The sequence below is a fragment of the Streptomyces sp. NPDC014894 genome, from assembly GCF_043080985.1.
Taxonomy (GTDB): Bacteria; Actinomycetota; Actinomycetes; order Streptomycetales; family Streptomycetaceae; genus Streptomyces.
Map to the genome: position 1 here is coordinate 59,753 of NZ_JBIBWD010000007.1, position 17,998 is coordinate 77,750.

Genomic DNA, 17,998 nt, shown 5'->3' on the forward strand with positions numbered 1-17,998 from the left:
GGCTCTACCATCGGCTTATCCGTAGCAGTCTCTCCTCCGTCCCAGCCCCGTGGTCCGGCCGTGTCCGGACCGCCCGGCGCGGCGGAGCATCGGGGGATGCACATGAAAAGCGCTCCGCACCTGCTGCACGAGGACCGCGCCGAGTACGAGCGGATCCTCGACGAGGCACTGCGCAACGCCCACGACCGTCCGGATCTCGCCGCCGTGGGACGGCGACTGAACCCCACACAACTGCGCACCATGGCCCTGAACGCCACGTCCCTGATCGCCGGGGCGGCCGCGGCCGAGTACGAGCACTACACCGCGATCCGCGAGGAGACCCGCTCCCCCTCGTCCCCGGCCGCCCCGCGCGCCGCCGCGACCTCCGAAGGCGGTACGCCCGGAAGCGGTACGGCGGAGAGCGGTACGGCCGACGGCGGTACGGCGGAGAGCGGCGCCGGGCTCACGGCCGTGATCACCGTGCTCGCGCCGGTCCTCGCCGGTACGGCGGCGCTGATCTTCCTCCTCGTCGGCCATCTGCTGAAAGCGCTCGATCCCGCTCCCTCCATCGCCACGCCCCTGGTCACCGCGGGCTGGTTCTTCGCGGCGGCGACGGCGGCCGCCATCCTCTTCGCCGCGGCGGCCCTGCTGCGCACCGCCCTGGGCAACGCCGCGACGGAGGTCCCCGCCGAGGAGCCGGCCGAGGGATTCCCCGACGAGGTGGACCGCGCCAAGGATGCCTGGCTCCACGCCCTGCTGGAGCGGGGCATTCTGCCGTTCCTGCGGGCGGCACTGTCGGATCCCGACGCGGATCCGACGTCCCCGGACCCGCCGGGTGCTCCGGAGGGTCCCGGGCCGGACCCGGCCGGGGGCGCGCCGCCCGACCGGGGAGCCGCCTTCACCAGCCCCGACTTCGGGGGCCCGCGGCCCGGCCCGGAGCGATGACCGCCGGCCGGGCCCGGCGTCCCGCCCACGGCTCCGCGGGCCCCGGGGCCGCCGGCCCGTCCACCGCTCCGGGGCCACAGGGCCCCGGTGAACGGACCGCCCGCCCGTTCACCCGGGTCACAGCACCCGGCGACACGGGCCCGGGCAGCCGCCCGGCTCGGGGCGGGCGCCCCGGCCGGTCTCACTCGGCGATCGGCAGATACACCCGGTTGCCCGCGGCGGCGAACTCCGCGGACTTCTCGCTCATCCCGTCCTCGATCTCCTGCTGCGACTGGCCGTGCTTCCTCCTGATGTCCTGGGAGATCTTCATGCTGCAGAACTTCGGACCGCACATCGAGCAGAAGTGGGCGGTCTTCGCCGGCTCGGCCGGCAGCGTCTCGTCGTGGAACTCCCGTGCCGTGTCCGGGTCGAGGGCCAGATTGAACTGGTCCTCCCACCGGAACTCGAACCGCGCGTCGGACAGCGCGTCGTCCCATTCCTGCGCCCCGGGGTGCCCCTTGGCGAGATCGGCCGCGTGCGCGGAGATCTTGTAGGTGATGACGCCGGTCTTCACATCGTCGCGGTTGGGCAGGCCCAGGTGCTCCTTGGGCGTGACATAGCAGAGCATCGCGGTGCCCCACCAGGCGATCATCGCCGCCCCGATGCCGGAGGTGATGTGGTCATACGCGGGGGCCACGTCCGTGGTGAGCGGGCCGAGCGTATAGAAGGGGGCCTCCTCGCAGATCTCCTGCTGGAGGTCGATGTTCTCCTTGATCTTGTGCATCGGGACGTGACCGGGGCCTTCGATCATCGTCTGTACCTGAAAACGCTTGGCGATCCGGTTGAGTTCCCCGAGCGTCTCCAACTCCGCGAACTGCGCCTCGTCGTTGGCGTCCGCTATCGACCCGGGCCGCAGACCGTCGCCGAGCGAGTAGGTGACGTCGTACGCGGCGAGGATCTCGCACAGCTCCTCGAAGTTCTCGTAGAGGAACGACTCCTTGTGGTGCGCGAGACACCACGCGGCCATGATCGACCCGCCGCGCGAGACGATGCCGGTCTTGCGGCGCGCGGTCAGCGGGACGTACCGCAGCAGCACCCCCGCGTGGACCGTCATGTAGTCGACGCCCTGCTCGGCCTGCTCGATCACGGTGTCCTTGTAGACCTCCCAGGTCAGCTCCTCGGCCCGGCCGTCGACCTTCTCCAGCGCCTGGTAGAGCGGGACGGTCCCGATCGGCACGGGGGAGTTGCGCAGCACCCACTCGCGGGTGGTGTGGATATTGCGCCCGGTCGACAGGTCCATGACCGTGTCCGCGCCCCAGCGCGTCGCCCAGGTCATCTTCTCCACCTCCTCCTCGATGGAGGAGGTGACCGCGGAGTTGCCGATGTTGGCGTTGACCTTGACCAGGAACTTCTTGCCGATGATCATCGGCTCGATCTCCGGGTGGTTCACATTGGCGGGCAGTACGGCCCGGCCCGCCGCGATCTCCTCGCGCACCACCTCGGGGGAGACGTTCTCCCGGATGGCCACGTACTCCATCTCCGGGGTGATCTCGCCCCGGCGCGCGTACGCGAGCTGGGTCACCGCCCGGCCCTCGCGGCCCCGGCGGGGCAGGCGCGGGCGGCCGGGGAAGACCGCGTCGAGGTTCTTGAGGCCGCCGCGCGGCGAGGTGTGCTTGACGCCGTCGTCCTCCGGGCGGACCGGACGGCCCGCGTACTCCTCGGTGTCGCCCCGGCCGATGATCCAGTTCTCCCGCAGCGGCGACAGCCCCCGCCGTACATCGGTCTCGACGGCGGGATCGGTGTAAGGGCCGGACGTGTCGTACAGCGTCACATCCGTGCCATTGGTGAGGTGCACCTGACGGACTGGCACCCGGAGATCGGGGCGGGAGCCCTCGACATATCCCTTGTGCCAGCCCGGCTTGCGCTCGCCGTCCCCGGCGGTCCGGTCGACGGCAGGCGTGCGTGCATCCTGAACGGTCATGAGACCTACTCCCTACGCCGGCATTACCCGGTAACAGGTTCGGCGGTCGACGCAGCGGTTCCCGCGGCCCGTCACCGGCGTCGGCCGGTCGGCTCGTACGGAGATCAGCGCCCTCTCAGCCCGGTGCTCCGAGCTCCCGCGTGTGCAAAGGTGGCACCACGCTAGCGTCCTTTCTGGCGTGCTGAACAGAGGCCCTCCTCCGTTCTTGCGATGATCGGTCGGTGACCTCTTCGCCGCCCGACCCCCAGCAGGATCCCGATCCCCGACCGGATCCCGGTCCGCACCGGCCCCCGCCGGGCCCGCCGCCGGAGCCGCCGAGGCCGTATCCGTCCGAGCCGGCCGGGCATGCTCACGGTCACTCGCACAGCCACAGCCACGGCCCGGCAGCGCCCGTCTCCCGGCATCTGCGCCGGGTCATCGCGGCGGTGCTGATCCCCTTCGCCACCGCCGTGGTGGTGGGGCTCGTGGTGCTCTGGCCCGGCTCGGCGCCCGGCCACGAGCGCACCGGTGTGGGCTTCGACCGGCAGACCGAGGAGGCGATGGTCACCCGGGTCGTCCAGGTCGACTGCAAGGAGGTGAACGCCGGTCAGGTGCCGCCGACCGGGGACACCTCCACCCCCCAGGGCCGGGAGGCGGTCAACTCGGCCAAGGGAACCTGTGGCAAGGCCGAGATCAAGGTCACCACCGGGAAGAACCAGGGCCGCACCTTCACCGAGATCGTCCAGCCCGAGGCGTCACGGCAGTTGAAGCAGGGGCAGGAGGTGGTGGTGGCGTACGCGCCGGACGCTCCCCGCGAACTCCAGTACGCGGTGATCGATGTGGACCGTACGCTTCCGATGGCCCTGCTGGCCGGCGTCTTCGCGCTCGCGGTGGTGCTGGTGGGACGGATGCGCGGGTTGATGGCGCTGATCGCGCTGGCCGCGTCGTTCGCCGTGCTGACCCTCTTCATCCTGCCCGCGATCCTCCAGGGCTCCAATCCGCTGATCGTCGCGGTGGTCGGGGCGAGCGCCATCATGCTGATCGCGCTCTACACCTGCCACGGACTGACCGCGCGCACCTCGGTGGCGGTCCTGGGCACCCTGATCTCGCTGATACTGATCGGGCTGCTGGGGTCGGTCTTCATCGGGTGGGCGAGTCTGTCCGGCAACACGGACGACAACACCGGTCTGATCCACGGCCTCTATCCGAACATCGACATGAGCGGACTGCTGCTGGCTGGTGTGATCATCGGTTCGCTCGGTGTGCTGGACGATGTGACGGTGACCCAGACCTCGGCGGTGTGGGAGCTGCGCCAGGCCAATCCGGACATGGGGCCGAGAGCGCTGTACCGCGCGGGCATCAGAATCGGCCGGGACCATATCGCCTCGGTGGTCAACACCCTTGTCCTGGCCTACGCGGGCGCCGCGCTGCCGCTGCTTCTGCTGTTCTCGATCGCGCAGAGCGCGGTGGGGACGGTCGCCAACAGCGAGGTGGTGGCGGCGGAGATCGTACGGACCCTCATCGGGTCGATCGGTCTGGTCGCCTCAGTGCCGGTGACGACGGCGCTCGCGGCGCTGGTCGTCTCCGCCGACCGGCCCCAGAGTTCGCCCGTGGGCGGCGGCGCCGGCTCCGCGGTCTTCGCACGGGCCGCCGCCCCGGCGACGGCCGCCCCGGTCGTCGCGGAGAGCGCGGGGGCGCGGCGCGGCGGTCTGCCGGGGCTGGGCGGCGGCAAGGGACGGCGGCGGAAGAAGTAGCGCCGAGGACCGGCTCTCGTTCCCGCCAGGAGCAGCGCCGAGGACCGGCCCCGTTCTCCTCAGGAGCAGCGCCGAGGATCAGTCCGCGTTCCCCCGGAGCCGGCGCCGAGGATCAGCCCGCGTTCTCCTCGGCCTCCACGAGGATCCCGGTGAGCGCCCGGTCGAGATCGCCCTCGAAGTCGCCGTACGCCCGCTCCTTGCCGAGCGGCACCAGCCTGTCGGTGCGATCGAGGAAGGCCACCACCGGCGCGGCGCTCACCAGGAAGAGCGCCCGGTCGCCGCCGACCTGGAGCCGGATGCCGAGATCGGCCGGCTCCTCCGGCCCGGCGGGCGCGATGTGGACATCGCCCTCACCGGCCGGGCCCAGCAGCCCGTCCAGCAGCAGATCGCGACTGAAGGCCCAGGTCACCGGTGCGTCTCCGGGCAGATGGAAGGTCATCCGCACGGCGTACGGATCCTCCGTCCCGTACCGAAGCTCCACCGGGATCCGGAACGAGAGCTCCTCGGAGACGAGAAAGCTCATCAGGACCTCGGCCTGCACCGATTCGCGCATCGTTTACCCCGCAGTGAAGGAAGACTGCTGAATGACCGTCGAAAACGGCCAGGAATGATCCCCTTGACCCTCTTGCCGCAATCGTGCTGTATGCGCTAGAGGACTACAAGCAGTGATTTTTCAGATACTGATAGAGAAGGCGAGCGTGTTCAGCAGGCCGCCCACTCCGTTGCGTAACTGTTCGACGGCGGGAAGCAGCCGGCTCTCCTGGTGGAGAGGCAGGGAAATCGCCATCGCCGCGGCGGTCGATCCGACGGTGACCGGAACGGCGGCGCAGACCGTGCCGAGCGCGTACTCCTGGCGCTCGATCACCGGCTCCATCCGCCCCGTGGCGTCGAGCCGTTCCAGCAGGGCGCGCCGGTCCCGTACGGAGTAGGGCGTCACCGGCTGCACCGGGTGACGGTCGAGATGGTCGGCCCGGGCCCTCCGGCCGAGCTGGCTCAGCAGGCACTGGCCGACGGCGTGCGCGTGGCCGGTCTCCCGGAAGTTCGCCCACTCCTCGACCGCGGGGGCGTACGGGGAGTCCGCGCAGCCGACGAGTTCGATCTCACCCTCGCGGTAGAGCGCGAAGTAGACCGGCGCTCCGATGGCGTCCCGCCAGTGCTCCAGCGTCTCGTCGAGTCTGCTGCGACGATTCTGCACGGACTCGCCGAGCACCAGTCGGCCGACCGCGCCGCCGAGGAGGAAGACGCCCTTCTCGCGGCGCAGATAGTCCTCGTGGGTCAGGGTGCGCAGCAGATGGTAGGCGGTGGGAAGGGGAATGGCCGCTTCCCGGGCGAGCTGCTTGGCGGGCGCGCCGTCCGGATGACCGGCGACGGCCTCCAGCAGCCGCAGGGCCCGCTGCACCGAACCGATGAGCGTCGGGGCAGTGTCGCTCGTACCTGTGGCCAAAGGTCACCCCCGGGCATGGTGACGGGCGACTCGCCCGCCCGCGGGGGCCGCCCCCGCGTGCCCGCCGCACAGGGCTTCCGGGAGTCTCCCGGAAGGGACACCAGAGGCCGTGGCGGCGGCCTGTCACTGTAACGGCCGCCCCAGCGGATGGATCTGGTGGTCAACAGGTGTTCCCCCGGCCGGGTTAACACTTGTACCGCCAGTGGTTACCAGTCCCCTCGCGAGTTCGAGGAAGCCGTGAACTTCCGTACGACGAAGACGAGTCCGGCGACCAGCGCCACCAGGAGCAGCGCCTTGAAGAGCAGGCCGATCACGAAGCCGACCACGCTGAGGATCATCCCGCCGAACACGACGAGGACTATGAGGGGAACCGCGACCCACTTCACCCACCACGGCATCCCGGTGAAGATCTCCTTCACTGCCATCGCCCTACCTCTTTCTCTGCTGCGTCCGACGGTGTCCGACGGCTCTCCGGGATCGTGCTCGTGGTCTCGATGCTAGGCGGCCGGAGGGCGGAACGGGGGGCCGTGATCCCTTGCTCTCCCCTGACCGAACCCTTAGGGAGGGGGCGGGGCCGGCCTCCGCTTCAGGCCGGAGGACCGGCGTCCGGTGGTCGGTCCCCAGGAGGACCCGCCGTTCCTCGCGCCCGGGGCCGTCCGGTCCGGCCTGGCGGCCTTCCCCAGGAGGCGGGCCTTCCGGTCCGGCCGCCGGCCCCTCCCGCGCCCGGGGCCCGTCCGGGAGGCGGCTCAGCCCTCGGCGGGCGAGAAGACCACCATGACCCGCAGGGCCTCGGTGATGTGGTGGAACCTGTGGGGCACTCCGGCGGGCACATAGACCACGCTGCCCCGTGCGACCTGCGTCGTCTCCTCGCCGACCGTGATCGCCGCCCGGCCGCTGACGACGAAGTAGACCTCGTCCTGCCGGTGCGGCCGCTGTGCGTCGAGCTGCCCCGCGTCGAGCGCGTAGAGCCCCACCGACATATTCCGCTCCCGCAGGAACTGCAGATACGCGCCGTCGTTCGCGAGGCGTTCCGCCTCCAGCTCGTCCAGCCGGAAAGCCTTCATCGTGCGTCCGCCCCTGCCGTCGTCCCGATCACGTCTGTCACGATCAGACACATGTTGAATTTCCTCGTCAAGACGCTCGCCAACGCGGGTGCGCTGGCCGTGGCCATCTGGCTGGTCGGCGGTATCACCCTCAGCGGTGACAGCACCGCGAAGAAGGCCGGGACCCTGCTGGTCGTCGCGCTCCTCTTCGGTCTGGTCAACTTCGTCGTCAAACCTCTGGTGAAGCTGCTGACGCTGCCACTGTTCATCCTCACGCTGGGGCTGATCACGCTGGTCGTCAACGCCCTGATGCTGATGCTGACCTCCTGGCTCGCCGACCAGTTCGACCTCTCCTTCCATGTCGACGGCTTCTGGACCGCCGTACTCGGCGGACTGATCGTCTCGGTCGTTTCCTGGGCCCTGAACGTCGCCCTGCCCGATGGGGACTGAGCGCGTATGACCAGGTCAGAGTTGTTGGGAGACGGTACGCGCGCGGTACGGGCGGGGCTGCCCGAGCCGGTGCGGCACGAGCCGGCCCTGCCGGGGCCCGTCTTCGCGGCCCACTTCCATCTGCCGGGCGAGCCGACCGGGGCGTACACCTACGGGCGGGACTCCAATCCGACCTGGACGCATCTGGAGCGGGCGATCGGGGAGCTGGAGGCGCCGGGGGAGGAGGTCGAGACGGTGACCTTCGCCTCCGGGATGGCCGCGATCTCCGCGGTGCTCTTCTCCCAGCTGAGATCCGGGGACGCGGTGGTGCTGCCCTCCGACGGCTATCAGGCGCTGCCGCTGATCGGCGAACAGCTCACGGCGTACGGCGTCGAGGTCAGGACCGCGCCGACGGCGGGCGACGCCCAGCTGGAGGCGCTGCCGGGCGCGCGGCTGCTGTGGATCGAGACGCCGTCCAATCCGGGGCTCGATGTGTGCGATGTACGGCGTCTCGCGGACGCGGCGCACGCCCGGGGCATGCTGGTCGCGGTGGACAACACCCTCGCGACGCCGATGGGGCAGCGTCCGCTGGAGCTGGGCGCGGACTTCTCGGTGGCCAGCGACACCAAGGGGATGACGGGCCACGGAGACATCCTGCTCGGCCATGTGACCTGCCGCGACGCCGAGCGGGCCGCGGAGGTGCGGCGCTGGCGGAAGGTCGTCGGGGCGATTCCCGGGCCGATGGAGGCCTGGCTCGCGCACCGTTCGCTCGCCACGCTCCAGCTGCGGAACGACCGGAGCTGCGCGAACGCGCTGGCGGTCGCCGAGGCTCTCGTCGATCGGGCGGAGGTCACCGGGCTGCGCTGTCCCGGGCTGCCGTCGGATCCGTCGTACGCCCTCGCCTCCCGGCAGATGCGGCGGTACGGCGGGGTCGTCTCCTTCGTGCTGCCCGACCGCGGGCACGCGGAGCGTTTCCTCGACGCGCTGCGGCTGGTGGACGACGCGACGAGCTTCGGCGGGGTGCGCTCGTCGGCGGAGCGCCGGGGCCGCTGGGGCGGTGACGCGGTGCCGGAGGGCTTCATCCGGTTCTCGGCGGGCGCGGAGGACACCGCCGATCTGGTGGCGGACGTCCTGCGGGCGCTGGACGCGGCCGCCGGGTAGCCGTCGGGCGACCGGGGCGGGCAGAGCCCCGCACCGGTCCGGAGCGCGGCGATCAGTCTGCCGTGATCTCCGGAGAAAGCCGCGGAACCCGTCCGGGCAGGGTAGGTTCGCGAACATCCTGGCGGGCGGTCCGAGCCTCCCCCCTCGTGGCTCGGACCGCCCCGGTTCATCCCCCCGGAGAACCGCTCGACCCAGGCTAGTTGACTCTGCGTCAGTGTCCAATCACAGTAGCGACAGCGACCTATCGACATATTTATAGTTGTTCGGTCCGCAACCACGGCCGCTCGGGAGGGGCTCGGAATGGATCTGGCCCTGCTGCGCACCTTCGTCACCGTGCACCGAGCGGGCTCCTTCACCCGGGCCGCCGCGCTGCTCGGGCTCTCCCAGCCCGCGGTGACCGGTCAGATACGCACGCTGGAACGGCAGCTGGGCAGACCGCTGTTCCTGCGCCAGGCCCGGGGCGTCACCCCGACCACCATCGGCGACGAACTCGCCCACCGGGCCGCACCGCATCTGGACGCCCTGGTCGAGATCGCCGAGGCGGGACTCGACGAGGAGTCGGGCGTCCGGACCCTGCACCTCGCCGGGCTCCCCGAGTTCACCTCGCTGCGCGCCCTGCCCGCCCTCACCCCGCTGATCGCCCAGGGACTGGCGCTGCGGGCCTCGTTCGGCAACGCCGAGGAGACCCTGGAGGGCCTGGCCGCCGGGCACCATGATCTGGCCATCACCACGGCCCGCCCCCGCGGCGGACTGCTGACCTCCACCCCGCTCTGCGACGAGGAGCACGTACTGGTCGCCTCGCCCCGCTGGGCGGCGAGGCTGGGGCCCGACGTCCTGCGCGACGGCCATGTGGTCCTGGCTCAGCTGCCGGTGGTGGAGGTCCATGAATCCCTCCCGCTGGTCTCGCGCTACTGGTCCGCGATCTTCGATTCCCGGCCCGCGGCCGCGGGCACCGTCATCGCCCCTGACCTGCGAGCCGTCCTGGAGTCGGCCGCCTCGGGAGCCGGGCTCGCCGTACTGCCCCGCTATCTGTGCGAGGACGCCCTGGAGCGGGGGCGGCTGGTCGCCCTCCTCGATCCCCCGGTGCCCCCGCTGCGCACCTACTTCCTCGTCGTACGCACCGGAACGCTCGCCCTCCCCCATATCGCGCGGGCGCACGAGTGGCTGCTGCGCGCCGCCGTCGACTGGTGACCGGGCGACCCGGGGGAGTTTCAGAACGGCCGGTACGGGCCATTTTCCAGTCATGACCGAACGTCCCGTGGTCAAGCGCACCGCCCGCGCCATCCTGCTCGATGGCGACGATCTCATCCTGATCAAGCGGACCAAGCCCGGCGTGGATCCCTACTGGCTGACACCGGGCGGCGGGGTCGAGCCCGAGGACGACACCGTGGTCGACGCCCTCCACCGCGAGGTGGACGAGGAGCTGGGCGCGAAGATCACCGATGTGGTCCCGTGCTTCGTCGACACCGTCGAGCACATCGCCGGCGGCGGGGTGACCGGAGTGAAGGTGCAGCACTTCTTCGTCTGCCGGCTGGCCTCGATGGACCCCGCGCGCCGGCACGGCCCGGAGGTCGACGAGCCGTGCGGCGACTACGAGACCGTACGGGTGCCCTTCAGCCGGGTCGGAATCGCGGCGGTCCATCTCGTACCGCTTTCGCTCCGGCACTATCTCGACGGCAATATCGAGGGCGTACGGGCTCTGCACGCACCCGATCTGGGCTGACGCACGGGGCGAGGTGAGCCGCTGTGGCCCGGAGCCGCCCGGCGGGGGCCCGGTCCGCCGCGCCGCCGGGGCGGGGCGATCACTTCCGGCAAAGCACTGGACGAGCGATCACCGCTTCGGCCAGCCTGATCCCTATGCCCACACCGCTGCCAGAGCTGCCCATTCGTCGCCTCACCATGAGCGACCTCGTCTCCTGCGCCGATCTCGCCGAGCATCGCGGCTGGCCTCGCGAGGAGCACAAGTGGGGCCTGCTGCTCACGGCGGGCACGGCGTACGGCATGGACGACCCCGCCGGCAAGGGACTGGTGAGCACCTGCGTGGCGACCTCCTACGGCCCCGGTCTCACCACGCTCGGCATGGTCCTCGTCGCCGAGCCGTACGCCCGGCAGGGCATCGGCCGACGGCTGATGCGATATGTGCTGGAGCGGACCGGAGCCACCCCGGTCGGTCTGTACGCGACACAGAACGGCAGACCGCTCTACGAGCAGCTGGGCTTCGGCGCCGTGGGCCGGTCCGAGATGGTCCGGGGCCGGCTCGACGCGGGCGCGCGGGCCGGAGTCGGGGCGGCCGCCACCCGTCCGGCGACCGCCGAGGACCTCTCCGCGATCGTCCGGCTGGACACCGAGGTCTTCGGCCTGGACCGCACCCATATGATCGCGCGGCTGCCGGCCTTCGCCGACCAGATCCGGGTGGCGGAGGAGGACGGGGTCCTCACCGGCTACGCGGCCGCCTGGCCGAATGTGAACACCCATGTGATCGGCCCGCTGATCGCCCGGGACACCGCCACGGCCAAGTCCCTGATCGTCTCACTGGCCCCGGGCACGGACCGGCCCTTCCGCACCGACGTCGACGAACGCCACACGGAACTGCTGGACTGGCTGCGGGCGAACGGGCTGGAGACGGTCTCGCACAACACGATGATGGTCCACGGCCTCGACGACCTCCCGGGCGACTGGACCCGGCGTTTCGCCCCGCTGTCGGTCGCGCTCGGCTGACGCCCCGAGGGCGGCGGCCCGGCCCTTCCGCGCGGACCGACCCGCCCGCGCGGAACGGCTCCCCGGCGGGACGGCGGACACGGCGGGATCCGATCTCCGACGACGGCCGCGGGCGCGGCCCTTCGCACGCCTCCTCTACTCTGGGGAGTACGCCACCCCGGGTGTGGAGGAGGACATCGGATGACCGCGGCCGAACCCGCGCTCACTGCGCTCCCCGAGAACTGGTACGCCCTCTCGCTGCTCCACGGGAAGGTCGAAACCCGTCTTGAGCGGGCCCTGGAGAGCCGGCACGGTCTGAGCGTGCGGGAGTTCTCCCTCCTCGACGTCCTCAGCCGCCAGCACCCCGGCGCCGACGGGCATCTCCAGATGAAGCAGGTCGCCGAGGCCGTCGCGCTGAGCCAGAGCGCCACGACCAGACTGGTCACCCGGCTCGAGACCAGAGGTCTGCTGCGCCGCCATCTCTGCGACACCGATCGCCGGGGGATCTACACCGAGGTGACCGAGCCCGGCCGGGCGCTGCTCGCCGAGGCCCGGCCCACCCATGAGGCGGCCCTGCGGGAGGCCTTCGGCGCGGCCGCCGGGATCCCCGCCCTCGCTCCCCTGGTCAGAGCGGTCGAGGAGCTTCGGACCCCGGCATAGCCCGAGGTGCCAGGGATCTCCGGCGTAGTCTGCCGATCGTGAACGATCTGGAGATACGGCCCGCGGCGGCCGACGACATCCCGGCCATCGTGGCGATGCTCGCGGACGATCCGCTGGGCGCGGAGCGCGAGTCCCCCGGCGATCTGACCCCGTACAGCGCCGCCTTCGAGCGGCTGGCGGGCGATCCGCACCAGCTGCTGACCGTCGCGGTCCGGGGGAGCCGGGTCGTCGGCACCCTTCAGCTCACGCTCGTTCCCGGGCTGTCCCGGCGCGGTGCGACCCGTTCGCTGATCGAGGGGGTACGGGTCCACTCCGACGAGCGCGGGAGCGGTCTCGGCACCCTGCTGATCGAGTGGGCCGTCGAGGAGTCCCGCCGCCGGAACTGCCAACTGGTGCAGCTCACCTCGGACGCCTCCCGGGTGGACGCCCATCGTTTCTATGAGCGGTTGGGCTTCGAGGCGTCCCACATCGGTTTCAAGCTTCCGCTCTGACCGAGCGACACCGAGAAGCCGTACTGCCCTGCCGGGAGGTGTGTTTCACGTGAAACACACCTCCCGGCAGGGTGTTTCACGTGAAACATCGCCCGTCTCTCACGGGCGGAGCCCGCGCCACCCTTCGCTGTCGACGCCGCCGGGCACTCCCGCGTCCGGCTCATAGGGCTCCCGGGTGAACACGAACGACCCCAGGTCGAGATGGCGGACCGAGCCGTCCTCCCGGCGCACCACCGTCAGCGTCTCCCCCGCGAAATAGCCGTCCTGACCGGTCCAGGCTCCGTCGCTCCCGGCGACGAAGCGCGAGCCCCGGCCGCCGCCTCGGAGCGGCTGGAGTTCCACATCCCGCCCGGGGAGCAGCTTCAGCGCGAACGACTGGGTCCCCCAGTACCAGGGGCCGGTGAGGGCGAGCAGCTCCCGATCGACCTCGGGGCGGGGCTGCCACGGCTCGGGGATCCGAGGCTCGGCCTCGGCCACGATCCGTACGAGATCGGCCGCCGTGGGGCTGGGGAGCGGCCCGGAGGTGGCGTTGGCGAGCACGGCGGCGGCGACTCCGTCCTCCACGCTCACCCAGAGCCCGGCGACGAAGCCCGGCAGCGAGCCGGTGTGCCCCACGAGGGTGCGTCCGCCGTTCCGGACGATCTGCACCCCCAGGCCGTAGGCACCGTCCCACTCACCGGCCTCGGCCGGGGCCGACGGCGTCCGCATCTCCCGTACGGAGGCGGCGCCGAGCACGCGGTCGTCGCCCTCGGCCAGGAAGTGCGCGAATCGGCAGAGGTCCCCCACGGTCGACCAGAGTCGGCCGGCCGGGCCCATCAGCCCGAGGTCCTCACAGGGCTCGGGAAGCAGCACATCGGCCCAGGGATGCACCGCCCAGCCCTCGGCCCGGGGGCCGTGCGGCTCCGCGCTCGTCCGGTCGAGGGCGAGCGGCCGGAGAATCTCGTTCCGCAGGACGTTCTCCCAGCTGTCGCCGCGCACCGCCGCCACCAGCGCGCCGAGCACGGTGTAGCCGGTGTTGGAGTAGTGGTGGCGGCGGCCGACCGGGTGCATCCTCGTCCGTTCGCCGAGGACGTCGGCGAGTTCGGGGCGCAGCGCCCCCGAGGTCCGCTCCCACCAGGGCGACGGGGATTCGGCGCTCAGTCCGGCGGTGTGGCCGAGCAGCTGGGCGATGGTCACCTGCCCCACTCCGGTGTCCGGCAGATGCTTCTCCAGCGGATCCCCGAGATCGAGCAGTCCTTCGTCCCGCAGTCTCATCACCAGGACGGCGGTGAAGGTCTTGGTGATCGAGCCGATCCGGTACTGGGTGTCCAGGGTCCGGTCCTCCTCGGCCGAGGGCCGTGCGCCGGACCACACCAGTCGTCCTTCCCGCGCCACTCCGGCGACGAGGGAGGGCGCGCGGCCCTCCGACTGGGCGGTGGCGACGCGGTGCAGCAGAGCGCGCTCCGTGGCCGGGAGAAGCGCTGTCAGGGGTGAGGTCATGGGCAAGGTCTATCGGACCGACCCGGCCGCGTCGATCTCGCACCCCCGCCATTTAGGCATGCACATGACATTACGAAGACGGCCGTCAGATGGCCCGCGGGCCGAAGAAACAAGGCCCGGCGCACCTTCCGCTTCCCAAGCGGCGGCGGAATGCTTACCCCGAGCGAACCGACACTCTCCGCACGGGACGGGTCAGCCGATGACCGATGACGCCGGAACCCCCGGCTGGTACGTGGACGACCGCTGCACCAACTGCGATGTCGCCAGACAGCTCGCTCCGGGCCTGATCGGCGAGGTCGCGGGACGTTCCGAAGTCCTCCGCCCGCCGCACGGCGAGGCCGAGGAACGGATGATGCGCGCCGCCGCCCTCGCCTGCCACACCCGCTCGCTCAGACGGACCGACGAACGGCCCGACCCGGGCCCGGATCCCTTTCCGCTCGCTCTCGACGACACGGTGCTGCTCTGCGGGCACAACTCCCGGCAGACCGCGGGGGCCAACTCCTATCTCGTCCGCCGGCCCGGCGGCACGACGACGATGATCGACACCCCGCGCTGGAGCGAGCCCCTCGCCGCCCGCTACGAGCGGCTCGGTCCCGTCACCGATGTCCTGCTCACCCACCGGGACCACGCGGCGCACGGACGGCGGTACGCCGACCGCTTCGGCGCGCGGCTCTGGATCCACGAGGGCGACCTGGACGCGGCCCCCGACGCCGACCGCGTCCTGCGCGGCGACGCGAGCGTCGAGGTGAGCGTCGGGCTGCTCGCCCATCCGCTCCCCGGCCACACCAGAGGGAGCGTCCTCTACATCGCCGACGACCGGTACTGCTTCAGCGGTGACAGCTTCTACTGGTCGCGCACGACCGACGACCTCGAAGTGGCGGAGAGCGTCACCTGGTACTCAGTCGAGGTGCTGGCGGCCTCCCTGGCCCGTACCGCCGGCCGGCTCCGGTTCGAGTGGCTGCTGCCGGGCCACGGCGACCGCAAGCGCCTGCCCGCCGGGCAGATGGCGCACCGGCTGCGCGCCCTCACGGACCGAGCCCGCTCCATGCGGCCCCGGCCGATCGACTTCACCGCCGTCCGCTGGTGACGCCCCACGGCGGACGGGCGGCCTCCGCCGACCTCTCCCGCCCGGCCGGGGCGTCAGCGGGCGTCAGCGGCCCGCTGAGCCGTCCGCCGGAGCGGCTACGGCCCGACCGCCGACTCGATGACACCGGTGATCGCGGACGCGGTGTCGGCGGCGATCCGCGTGGGCCGGTAGTCGGCCGCCGGCCAGGGGCGGCCGTCCGCGACCCAGACGCTGCGCACGCCGAGCCGGTGCGCCCCGGCGATGTCCGCGTGCGCCGAGTCGCCGATGACCCACGCGCCGTCGAACGAGGCCCCGATCGTCTCCGCCGCCGCCAGGAAGATCCGCGGATCCGGCTTCTTGTGGCCGACGGCCTCGGACACCACCCAGCCGTGGACGAGCGCGTCGAGCCCGGTGCGCCGGATCTTCGCCTCCTGCTGCCTCGTACACCCATTGGTGACGATCACACAGGACCAGCCCCCGGCGACCGCCTTGGCCAGCGCGTCCCGAACAGCCTCGGAGAGCACGACCCGATCGGCGGAGCCCCGATCGAGAAACGCGCGGACCGCGCTCTGCGGCAGCGCCGCCCCATAGCGCTCCGCCATGGCGCGCGCGACCTCCGGCCGCGGCGCGTAGCCGTTGGCGTCGACCGACATCACCCACTCGACGTCCGTCGCGGGCAGCGCGCGCTCCGCCAGAAACGCGCCGGCCGCGGCCCTGAAGGCCGCGTCGCGGTCGACCAGGGTGTTGTCCAGGTCAATCATCAGCAGCGCCATGCCCAGGAGTAGACCACGCACCCCTCACCCGGCGGCGCGGTTTCCCTCTTCTCCTGTTTCCAGGGGCCCTCAGCGGGCGGCCGTCCCCCGAGGTGCCCACCAGAGCCGTCCCGCGGCCGTGTCCACTGTCCCCGGCACGGTGGCCCTCGGGCCGGCCGTGCTCAGTACGGCGGCGGGGCCCGGACCGCGCGTCGCGGTCCGGGCCCCGCCCTCGTGCCGCGGCAGCGGTGTGTCAGCTCTGTGCGGTGTCGTCGTCCGCGTGCTCAGCGCCCTCGGCCGTGCCGGTCTTCTCGCGCATCTTGCGCAGCAGCTCGGCCTTGCGGTCGGCCGCGCCCTGGCGGTCGAGGTTGCGGTGCGGGCCGTTGTTCTGCCGTTCGGCGCGGGACAGCTTCTTGCGCTGGCCGCCGCCCATGCCCACGGGGTTGTTGATGTTCTTGCTCACGGTCACGGGTTCTCCCGGTAATGATGTGAAGTGATCTACGGATGGCGGGCATCGCCCGTGGGAAGAGAAGACGGGATCGGGGATCCACAAGAGCGACAGATCAGGTCTGCGCCATGTCCACGAAGCGCGAGTAGTGCCCCTGGAACGCCACCGTGATCGTCGCCGTCGGGCCGTTACGGTGCTTGGCGACGATCAGGTCGGCCTCGCCCGCGCGGGGGGACTCCTTCTCGTAGGCGTCCTCGCGGTGCAGCAGGATCACCATGTCGGCGTCCTGCTCGATGGAGCCGGACTCGCGGAGGTCCGAGACCATCGGCTTCTTGTCGGTGCGCTGCTCGGGGCCACGGTTCAGCTGGGAGAGCGCGATGACGGGGACTTCCAGCTCCTTCGCCAGCAGCTTGAGGTTTCGGGACATGTCCGAGACCTCCTGCTGACGGCTCTCGGCGCGCTTGGAGCCGCCCGACTGCATCAGCTGGAGATAGTCGATGACGACCAGCTTCAGATTGTTCCGCTGCTTCAGCCGGCGGCACTTCGCCCGGATCTCCATCATCGAGAGGTTGGGCGAGTCGTCGATGTAGAGCGGGGCCTGGGAGACATCGGGCATACGGCGGGCGAGGCGGGTCCAGTCCTCGTCCGTCATCGTGCCGGAGCGCATGTGGTGCAGGGCCACCCGGGCCTCGGCGGAGAGCAGACGCATCGCGATCTCATTGCGGCCCATTTCGAGCGAGAAGATCACGCTGGGGAGGTTGTTCTTGATCGAGCAGGCGCGGGCGAAGTCCAGGGCGAGGGTGGACTTTCCCATCGCGGGCCGGGCCGCGATGACGATCATCTGGCCCGGGTGCAGACCGTTCGTCAGGGAGTCGAAGTCCGTGAATCCCGTCGGCACGCCGGTCATCTCACCGCTGCGGGAGCCGATCGCCTCGATCTCGTCGAGCGCGCCCTCCATGATCTCGCCGAGCGGCAGATAGTCCTCGCTGGTGCGCTGCTCGGTGACCGCGTAGATCTCGGCCTGGGCCGAGTTGACGATCTCGTCGACGTCGCCGTCGGCCGCGTAGCCCATCTGCGTGATCTTGGTGCCGGCCTCCACCAGCCGGCGCAGCACCGCCCGCTCGTGGACGATCTCCGCGTAGTACGAGGCGTTGGCCGCGGTGGGCACGGACTGGACCAGCGTATGGAGATAGGGGGCTCCGCCGACCCGGGTGATCTCGCCGCGCTTGACCAGCTCGGCGGCGACGGTGATGGGGTCGGCCGGCTCGCCCTTGGCGTAGAGATCGAGAATGGCCGTGTAGACCGTCTCATGGGCGGGCCGGTAGAAGTCGTGGCCCTTGATGATCTCCACGACGTCGGCGATCGCGTCCTTGGAGAGCAGCATGCCGCCGAGCACCGACTGCTCGGCGTCCAGGTCCTGGGGCGGCACCCGCTCGAAGCCGGGAGACCCTCCCTCCCAGCCACCGCCGCCGTCGCCCCGCTCCTGCTGATCGTCACGGCCGCCGCGATGATCCTTGCGGCGCTGACGGGAGACGGGCAGGCGATCGCCGGGGCCGCCGTCGGCCGCCCACGGGTCGTCCAAGGGCTCGGAAATGCTCAACCGGGCCACCTCCTCCCGTCCGCTCAGCGGACCTCGCCGTGCCCTCTCTTTCTACGGCACGGCACTGACAAATCGAGTGGCCCAACTCCGCTTCCGGCGCGTCGGGCGACG

Annotated in this window: 19 protein-coding genes and 1 riboswitch; of the genes, 10 read left to right on the plus strand and 9 right to left on the minus strand. The window is 71.3% G+C overall.

Features of this window, described 5'->3' with window-relative positions:
- Positions 1–96 precede the first annotated feature (96 nt).
- On the plus strand, positions 97–924 hold the full coding sequence (locus tag ACF089_RS18110; protein WP_392027364.1) for a hypothetical protein: 828 nt from the start codon (positions 97–99) through the stop codon (positions 922–924).
- 181 nt (positions 925–1,105) lie between these two features.
- Here ACF089_RS18110 and thiC read toward each other — a convergent pair whose 3' ends face one another.
- On the minus strand, positions 1,106–2,884 hold the full coding sequence (thiC, locus tag ACF089_RS18115) for a phosphomethylpyrimidine synthase ThiC (RefSeq protein WP_392027367.1): 1,779 nt from the start codon (positions 2,882–2,884) through the stop codon (positions 1,106–1,108).
- A riboswitch (TPP riboswitch) is annotated at positions 2,877–3,034 on the minus strand. (Overlaps the previous gene by 8 nt.)
- A 71-nt stretch (positions 3,035–3,105) precedes the next feature.
- Here thiC and ACF089_RS18120 point away from each other — a divergent pair.
- Complete coding sequence (locus ACF089_RS18120; RefSeq protein WP_392027370.1) at positions 3,106–4,617, plus strand: YibE/F family protein; 1,512 nt, start codon at positions 3,106–3,108, stop codon at positions 4,615–4,617.
- 112 nt (positions 4,618–4,729) lie between these two features.
- Here the strand turns inward: ACF089_RS18120 and ACF089_RS18125 are convergent, their stop codons facing one another.
- From ACF089_RS18125 to ACF089_RS18140, 4 genes are all read right to left on the minus strand, one after another.
- Positions 4,730–5,170, minus strand: coding sequence for an SsgA family sporulation/cell division regulator (locus tag ACF089_RS18125; RefSeq protein WP_392027373.1), 441 nt, complete (start codon positions 5,168–5,170; stop codon positions 4,730–4,732).
- Positions 5,171–5,290: 120 nt separating this feature from the next.
- Positions 5,291–6,061 carry an IclR family transcriptional regulator gene (locus tag ACF089_RS18130; protein ID WP_392027376.1) on the minus strand — a complete coding sequence of 257 codons (771 nt, stop codon included), beginning with the start codon at positions 6,059–6,061 and terminating at the stop codon, positions 5,291–5,293.
- Between the two features lie 206 nt (positions 6,062–6,267).
- A complete protein-coding gene (locus ACF089_RS18135) occupies positions 6,268–6,480 on the minus strand; it encodes a DUF5326 family protein (RefSeq protein ID WP_392028157.1) in 213 nt (70 codons plus the stop codon).
- A 327-nt stretch (positions 6,481–6,807) separates the two neighbouring features.
- On the minus strand, positions 6,808–7,125 hold the full coding sequence (locus ACF089_RS18140) for a cupin domain-containing protein (protein ID WP_392027379.1): 318 nt from the start codon (positions 7,123–7,125) through the stop codon (positions 6,808–6,810).
- Positions 7,126–7,176: 51 nt separating this feature from the next.
- Between ACF089_RS18140 and ACF089_RS18145 the strand changes: the two genes are divergently transcribed.
- From ACF089_RS18145 to ACF089_RS18175, 7 genes are all read left to right on the plus strand, one after another.
- Positions 7,177–7,554 (plus strand): phage holin family protein, encoded by a 378-nt coding sequence (locus ACF089_RS18145; RefSeq protein ID WP_392027382.1) that lies wholly within the window; start codon positions 7,177–7,179, stop codon positions 7,552–7,554.
- Between the two features lie 6 nt (positions 7,555–7,560).
- The gene (locus ACF089_RS18150; protein WP_392027384.1) at positions 7,561–8,694 is read left to right on the plus strand and encodes a cystathionine gamma-lyase; all 1,134 of its coding nucleotides are present in this window, start codon (positions 7,561–7,563) and stop codon (positions 8,692–8,694) included.
- Positions 8,695–8,994: 300 nt separating this feature from the next.
- Positions 8,995–9,885, plus strand: a complete 891-nt coding sequence (locus ACF089_RS18155) for a LysR family transcriptional regulator (protein ID WP_392027387.1) — start codon at positions 8,995–8,997, stop codon at positions 9,883–9,885.
- A 52-nt stretch (positions 9,886–9,937) separates the two neighbouring features.
- Positions 9,938–10,417, plus strand: a complete 480-nt coding sequence (locus ACF089_RS18160; RefSeq protein WP_392027389.1) for an NUDIX domain-containing protein — start codon at positions 9,938–9,940, stop codon at positions 10,415–10,417.
- 134 nt (positions 10,418–10,551) lie between these two features.
- Positions 10,552–11,412 (plus strand): GNAT family N-acetyltransferase, encoded by an 861-nt coding sequence (locus tag ACF089_RS18165; protein WP_392027392.1) that lies wholly within the window; start codon positions 10,552–10,554, stop codon positions 11,410–11,412.
- A 180-nt stretch (positions 11,413–11,592) separates the two neighbouring features.
- Positions 11,593–12,051 carry a MarR family winged helix-turn-helix transcriptional regulator gene (locus ACF089_RS18170; protein ID WP_392027395.1) on the plus strand — a complete coding sequence of 153 codons (459 nt, stop codon included), beginning with the start codon at positions 11,593–11,595 and terminating at the stop codon, positions 12,049–12,051.
- A 38-nt stretch (positions 12,052–12,089) separates the two neighbouring features.
- Entirely contained in the window at positions 12,090–12,542 is a 453-nt protein-coding gene (locus ACF089_RS18175) for a GNAT family N-acetyltransferase (protein WP_392027398.1), read from the plus strand.
- A gap of 99 nt (positions 12,543–12,641) precedes the next feature.
- On the opposite strand, the gene ACF089_RS18180 is transcribed toward ACF089_RS18175, so the two are convergent.
- Positions 12,642–14,021, minus strand: a complete 1,380-nt coding sequence (locus tag ACF089_RS18180) for a serine hydrolase domain-containing protein (RefSeq protein ID WP_392027401.1) — start codon at positions 14,019–14,021, stop codon at positions 12,642–12,644.
- Between the two features lie 199 nt (positions 14,022–14,220).
- On the opposite strand from ACF089_RS18180, the gene ACF089_RS18185 reads away from it, so the two are divergent.
- Positions 14,221–15,108: an MBL fold metallo-hydrolase gene (locus ACF089_RS18185; RefSeq protein ID WP_392027403.1), complete on the plus strand. Its 888-nt coding sequence runs from the start codon at positions 14,221–14,223 to the stop codon at positions 15,106–15,108.
- A gap of 95 nt (positions 15,109–15,203) precedes the next feature.
- On the opposite strand, the gene ACF089_RS18190 is transcribed toward ACF089_RS18185, so the two are convergent.
- From ACF089_RS18190 to dnaB, 3 genes are all read right to left on the minus strand, one after another.
- Entirely contained in the window at positions 15,204–15,860 is a 657-nt protein-coding gene (locus ACF089_RS18190) for an HAD family hydrolase (protein WP_392027406.1), read from the minus strand.
- Positions 15,861–16,092: 232 nt separating this feature from the next.
- A complete protein-coding gene (locus ACF089_RS18195; RefSeq protein WP_392027409.1) occupies positions 16,093–16,308 on the minus strand; it encodes a DUF6243 family protein in 216 nt (71 codons plus the stop codon).
- Positions 16,309–16,402: 94 nt separating this feature from the next.
- Positions 16,403–17,887, minus strand: coding sequence for a replicative DNA helicase (gene dnaB, locus ACF089_RS18200; RefSeq protein WP_392027412.1), 1,485 nt, complete (start codon positions 17,885–17,887; stop codon positions 16,403–16,405).
- Between the last annotated feature and the right edge of the window lie 111 nt (positions 17,888–17,998).